This is a genomic window from Enterococcus sp. H57 (assembly GCF_003112495.1).
GTDB classification, from domain to species: domain Bacteria; phylum Bacillota; class Bacilli; order Lactobacillales; family Enterococcaceae; genus Enterococcus_B; species Enterococcus_B faecium.
Window position 1 is genome coordinate 1 of record NZ_BEHC01000026.1, and the last position, 5,204, is coordinate 5,204.

The following is a 5,204-nucleotide window of genomic DNA, read 5'->3' on the forward strand; positions in this document are numbered from 1 at the left end:
CTCGAATGATTTCTACACGTGGCTTTCCAGCTAAGTAAAGATTGACGATTTGTTGCTTGAATTCTTGTGAAAAAGTTCTTCGTGTTCTCTTAGATATAAAAATTCCTCCTGGTATGTTTTCTTCTAGTCTACACACCTTAATTTTTCTGTCTAGTTAATTGTAGCCTATCCATATCACGTCCATTTACAGATGTTGTACCACCAAAAGGACCAGATGTGATGATTGCAGGTTTTGATTGGGAAACCAATCAATGGATCTGGGTTCGAGGCGTACCATACGATTTGTATGTTCGTTCCAATCAAATAGCAGCAAATACGATGAAAGAAGTTACAAAATTAAAAAATATGGTTGAACAAATTCAAAAAGTTGTTTTTCCAGAAGATTTAGTCATTACAGAAGGAGGTATGCCTGATGTATCCAAGTAAAGAAGATATCCAATTCTTTTATAATTTAGGTGTATACACTAAAGCAGATGTGATGAGTTTTGTTGAGCAGGGAAGTATTACGAAAGAAGAAGCGAAAGAAATTCTCACTGAATAGGAAGAAGGTGAGAATTTATGGAAGGAATCGATCAAGCTTTTAGAAAAGTACTAGAAGCTGATGGCGTAATTTTTTTACCTTTAACGATTATTTTAGTAGGTATTATTATTTTTGGTTCCTGGCGAATGAATACTTACTATCGGAAAGAATTACATGATGAAAGAGAAAATTCAAAACAGGATCGGCGTGAATTCTTAGCCACTTTAAATGAATTGAATAAGGGCTTTGAATTTATGCGTTCAGATATGAGACGAATTGAAAACAAAGTCACCGAGATTGAGAAAGAAGTACGAAAATAGTTTCGTGCTTCTTTATTTTTATGAAAATAAAGTGGAGGGATAGGAATGAAAAAGAAAATTACTTTATATATGGGCCTTATGATGGCTCTTTTTTTATTACCCATTAATACGTTTGCTTATACTATTAATGACGAGTATAATTTAGCGCCGAATCAAGGAGACTCCAGATTAGCAATTCCTAACAAAATTATTTTGCACGAAACTGGAATAGATGCACCAGCAAGAAACGTAGCCGCCAACATGAAAAATAATTATAACGGAAGTAATCCTTATACTACAGATGTTATTGGTGACGGTGGGATTGTTTACCGTGTGGGTGAGCAAGGATATGTTTCGTGGGGAGCTGGTAACGCTAATCCTTATGCGCCTGTACAGATTGAATTACAGCGCACATATGATAAAGCATTGTTTGAAAAAAACTATCGAGCTTATATTGAATATACAAGAGATAGTGCAAAAAAATATGGAATTCCATTGACTCTTGATCAAGGAACTTCTTTATTTACAAAAGGAATCATTTCTCATTTGTGGGTGACAAATTATGTTTGGGGAAATCACACCGATCCATATGGTTACTTATCGCAAATGGGAGTCAGCAAAGAAAAGCTTGCTTATGATTTAGCTCATGGATTTACCGATGAAAATCCAACTACTTCAGATGATAAACCAGTCATTGATCCAACTAGAGCAGGTGCTGCAAATCCTACGCTGACAGATGGAACAAATTACGCCCACATTGATCAGTTCGGAGAAATCGAAAACGAAAACTTGCATGTAGCTGGATGGCACATTGCTAACTATAAATACGAGTATATCTTCATTATGGATTACAATACTGGGAAAGAATTAGCTAGAGTAAAAGCTGATGGAATTTATAGACTAGATGTAAATCAAGCGTATGGGACATCTGGAAACGTTGGCTATCATGTATCTTTTAACATGCGCAACTTCCCTAATAAGAAAGTCTATGTCATGATGCGGGCAACGAATGATCCAGAAGGAAACACTAAAGGCGGTGCGCAAGATTTCCATGACAAACGTTGGTATTTAAATATTCCTAAACGATAAAAACAGCTCCTCGTTGAGGAGCAGTACATAACTATATTGACAACTATAAAAATCATTCGATAAAATAGTGATGTTATCGCATATCTTCACTATCACCCATAAATAGTCACACTCCAAGCTATGCGATAACGCGTTGTTGCCACACGTTCTAACTGGATGATTGTTTATGGCTTTATGTGGCAACAACCTGTACTCTTAGCTCAGTTGGTCAGAGCAGACGGCTCATAACCGTCCGGTCGTAGGTTCGAGTCCTACAGGGTACATACTATAGTAATTAAGTTAGTTCTGTGTTAAAATTACTTAGAAGAGTATTCATGTAAATAAAAGCTTTCTTCAGCCACCTTCGGGTGGTTATTTTTTTATACACAATCTTATGTCTATTTCCTTCATAAGTTATGATGACATCTGTTCAGAGCTACTCGAAATAATAGCTTTTTAGTATTGATTTTTTATAGGATGAGATTATAATAATCGTAATAGCTGATGAATCAATTTCCCAATCTTTTTACGCATTTAAACAGCGAAGCGTCTTCGGACGCTTCTTTTTTGTACTACAATCAATATTTATATTTGGATTACCTCTAGATAGTTTCTTTGTATAAAAAAACGACTCATAATGAGTCGTTTAATAGATCAGAGTAATAAGTCATTGATTTCTTTAAATTCTTTATCAAGTTCTTTTTCATCATATTTTTCATATTTATCAGCTTCATGAAGAACTTTTTTAATTTCATGAATAGCCTTTCGTTCAACTAACCATTTTTTTAGGTTATGTTTTTTTTCTGGATTTTCAGATAACGTATCAAGTTCGTCTAACTCTTTATCCAGTTTATTGACAACAGAAACAATTTTGTTTACAACTTTTTCTTCTTTGTTTTCTAAATTTGACATTTATCTTCACGTCCTTTTTATTTGATAATTTAAGTATAGAACTTTGATATAGTTTATACAAATAAAAACGCTTTTTCGTGTATTCTGTGCTTTTCTTTTGGAATGAGGAAAACTTTGGAGTAATATGAACGTGGACAGAACAATATTTAGGAGGAATAAACTATGTGTACGTCTATTACTTATGTAACAAGTGATCATTATTTTGGAAGGAATTTTGATTATGAAATATCTTACAATGAAGTAGTCACTGTTACTCCAAGAAATTATAAGTTGAATTTTCGAAAGGTAAATGATTTGGATACTCATTATGCAATGATTGGTATTGCCGCTGGTATAGCTGACTACCCTCTTTATTACGATGCGACAAATGAAAAAGGATTGAGTATGGCTGGACTAAATTTTTCTGGGTATGCTGATTATAAAGAAATACAAGAAGGGAAAGACAATGTATCTCCTTTTGAATTTATTCCTTGGATTTTAGGACAATGCTCAACAGTAGGAGAAGCTAAAAAATTGTTAAAAAATATCAATTTAGCAAATATAAATTATAGTGATGAACTCCCATTATCACCTTTACATTGGCTATTAGCTGATAAAGAAAAATCAATTGTCATTGAAAGTATGAAAGATGGACTTCATATATATGATAACCCTGTGGGCGTTCTTACCAATAATCCTTCATTTGACTATCAATTATTTAATTTAAACAATTATCGTGTCTTATCGAGTGAAACTCCTAAAAATAATTTTTCAAATCAAATAAGTTTGAATGCCTATAGCCGCGGTATGGGAGGGATAGGCTTGCCTGGAGATTTATCCTCAGTATCTCGTTTTGTTAAAGCGACTTTTACGAAGCTGAATTCTGTATCTGGAGATTCAGAGTCAGAAAGTATTAGTCAATTTTTCCATATCTTAGGTTCAGTAGAACAACAAAAAGGTTTGTGTGATGTTGGTGATGGAAAATATGAATATACAATTTATTCTTCTTGTTGCAATGTTGACAAAGGAATCTATTATTATCGGACATATGAAGACAGCCAAATTACTGCAATTAATATGAATAAAGAAGACTTAGATAGTCATAAGTTAATTAGTTATCCAATTATAGAAAAACAACAAATTAAATATATAAATTAGTTAGTGTGTTGTGGTTGAGTATTTAATATAGATATAATACAAAAAGGCAAAGATATTTTCAAAACATTTTTTCTTGATGTGATATCCTTGTCTTTTTTGTAATGTTTTTAACTTATTGCTTTTGCAAAATTTATTTACCTCTTTTCTGGATCAACGATAGTGTATATTATGCTATTCTTTTTTGGATTTTAGGACGTTTAAAGAGGCACTTTTTTACATAACTTAATCCATAGACCTTTTAAGTATGCTATGAGATAATAATAAAGAAGAGTTTAAAGCGCACCCCAAACCACTTCCCCATAAGTGTATTACGCTTTAAACTCTTTTATATTTGAATTCACTAAGAAGCATACCATATTTTTGAAAAAAAGTGAGAAAAAAGGCTTATAATTAGGATTTAGAGTAATTAATTAGATGTTTATTTTATAGGACTGATACTATAGATTACAAATAGTATCTTATTTCGCAATCTTAAAATTATCTTCTTACTATAAATAAGATAATAAAATTTGTATTTGTCCTTTTTAGGTAACTTATTTTAGTCTATATACCTTTCTGGATCAACGAAAGTATACTTTATATAGTCATAGCGCCGATGATTGCTCTGCGCGTCGGGCACGTCAGTCACGATATCAAACAAAAAATACACGTCTTTCTTCATTCTAGTTTTTGCAGCAGGGATTTTAAAGTAGTTTTTATTTGAATAGTAGAGATTAATTAATAAGCTATCTTCGATTGCTAAAAAGAAAACTTCTGAATCCCACACTTTATAAAAATCTTTGATAAATCTATTCGAAGGATCAAATTTAAACCATAATTGTGTTTTTCCTTCCATTAACATATAAAGTTCACCTCAAAAAAGAGTATACGAACAAGAGTTCCTTTTGTAAACCTGGAACTAGATTTTCCTGAATATGTTTTGACGATTCCTAAACGATGAAAAATTATGGAAATATTTTTATTTCCATAATTTTTCCAAACTGCTTGCTTTTATTTTTAACCTGTATGTATAATGTTACTAGATAGTAACAAAATCTTTGTTGACAAAATTTGCTTTTTACCGAAAACTAAATATATATTATTTCGGAGGAAGCAAAATGGATCTTGATTTAAAGACACAAGTCGAATTGTTTTTATTAAGTTTTAGAGAACTTTTTGATTCAAAGAAAATAAGTTGGAATGGCAACAGTTTTTTTGACAAATTTTATAAGGTGCAGAACTTCTTTCCGTATGCTATTCCGATTGTCCTTGACAATGAGCCTCCTCGG

At 32.2% G+C, this 5,204-nt stretch carries 7 protein-coding genes and 1 tRNA gene; 6 read left to right on the plus strand and 2 right to left on the minus strand.

Going from position 1 to position 5,204, the window contains the following annotated elements; translation table 11 throughout:
• Window positions 1–219 precede the first annotated feature (219 nt).
• The 5 genes from DIZ30_RS06645 to DIZ30_RS06665 all read left to right on the plus strand — a co-directional run bounded on the left by DIZ30_RS06645 (window position 220) and on the right by DIZ30_RS06665 (window position 2,171).
• A complete protein-coding gene (locus DIZ30_RS06645; RefSeq protein ID WP_234414790.1) occupies window positions 220–426 on the plus strand; it encodes a hypothetical protein in 207 nt (68 codons plus the stop codon).
• A complete protein-coding gene (locus DIZ30_RS06650; RefSeq protein WP_080291192.1) occupies window positions 413–541 on the plus strand; it encodes an XkdX family protein in 129 nt (42 codons plus the stop codon). The genes DIZ30_RS06645 and DIZ30_RS06650 overlap by 14 nt, the downstream gene beginning before the upstream one ends.
• A 17-nt stretch (window positions 542–558) precedes the next feature.
• Window positions 559–840 carry a hypothetical protein gene (locus tag DIZ30_RS06655; RefSeq protein ID WP_005874738.1) on the plus strand — a complete coding sequence of 94 codons (282 nt, stop codon included), beginning with the start codon at window positions 559–561 and terminating at the stop codon, window positions 838–840.
• Window positions 841–885: 45 nt separating this feature from the next.
• On the plus strand, window positions 886–1,908 hold the full coding sequence (locus tag DIZ30_RS06660) for a peptidoglycan recognition family protein (RefSeq protein ID WP_109023152.1): 1,023 nt from the start codon (window positions 886–888) through the stop codon (window positions 1,906–1,908).
• 189 nt (window positions 1,909–2,097) lie between these two features.
• Window positions 2,098–2,171, plus strand: a tRNA-Ile gene (locus DIZ30_RS06665).
• Between the two features lie 370 nt (window positions 2,172–2,541).
• On the opposite strand, the gene DIZ30_RS06670 is transcribed toward DIZ30_RS06665, so the two are convergent.
• Window positions 2,542–2,799: a hypothetical protein gene (locus DIZ30_RS06670; protein WP_002295273.1), complete on the minus strand. Its 258-nt coding sequence runs from the start codon at window positions 2,797–2,799 to the stop codon at window positions 2,542–2,544.
• A gap of 162 nt (window positions 2,800–2,961) precedes the next feature.
• Here DIZ30_RS06670 and bsh point away from each other — a divergent pair, with 162 nt between their 5' ends.
• Window positions 2,962–3,936: a choloylglycine hydrolase gene (gene bsh / locus DIZ30_RS06675; protein ID WP_109023153.1), complete on the plus strand. Its 975-nt coding sequence runs from the start codon at window positions 2,962–2,964 to the stop codon at window positions 3,934–3,936.
• Between the two features lie 538 nt (window positions 3,937–4,474).
• Here bsh and DIZ30_RS06680 read toward each other — a convergent pair.
• Complete coding sequence (locus DIZ30_RS06680) at window positions 4,475–4,777, minus strand: DUF5960 family protein (RefSeq protein ID WP_109023154.1); 303 nt, start codon at window positions 4,775–4,777, stop codon at window positions 4,475–4,477.
• Window positions 4,778–5,204: the final 427 nt, after the last annotated feature.

Excerpts from the sequence above, each read along its gene's own strand:
- DIZ30_RS06645 (WP_234414790.1), top strand. The coding sequence starts at position 220 with ATGATTGCAGGTTTTGATTGGGAAACCAATCAATGGATCTGGGTTCGA.
- DIZ30_RS06650 (WP_080291192.1), top strand. The coding sequence starts at position 413 with ATGTATCCAAGTAAAGAAGATATCCAATTCTTTTATAATTTAGGTGTA.
- DIZ30_RS06655 (WP_005874738.1), top strand. The coding sequence starts at position 559 with ATGGAAGGAATCGATCAAGCTTTTAGAAAAGTACTAGAAGCTGATGGC.
- DIZ30_RS06660 (WP_109023152.1), top strand. The coding sequence starts at position 886 with ATGAAAAAGAAAATTACTTTATATATGGGCCTTATGATGGCTCTTTTT.
- DIZ30_RS06670 (WP_002295273.1), bottom strand. The coding sequence starts at position 2,799 with ATGTCAAATTTAGAAAACAAAGAAGAAAAAGTTGTAAACAAAATTGTT.
- bsh (WP_109023153.1), top strand. The coding sequence starts at position 2,962 with ATGTGTACGTCTATTACTTATGTAACAAGTGATCATTATTTTGGAAGG.
- DIZ30_RS06680 (WP_109023154.1), bottom strand. The coding sequence starts at position 4,777 with ATGTTAATGGAAGGAAAAACACAATTATGGTTTAAATTTGATCCTTCG.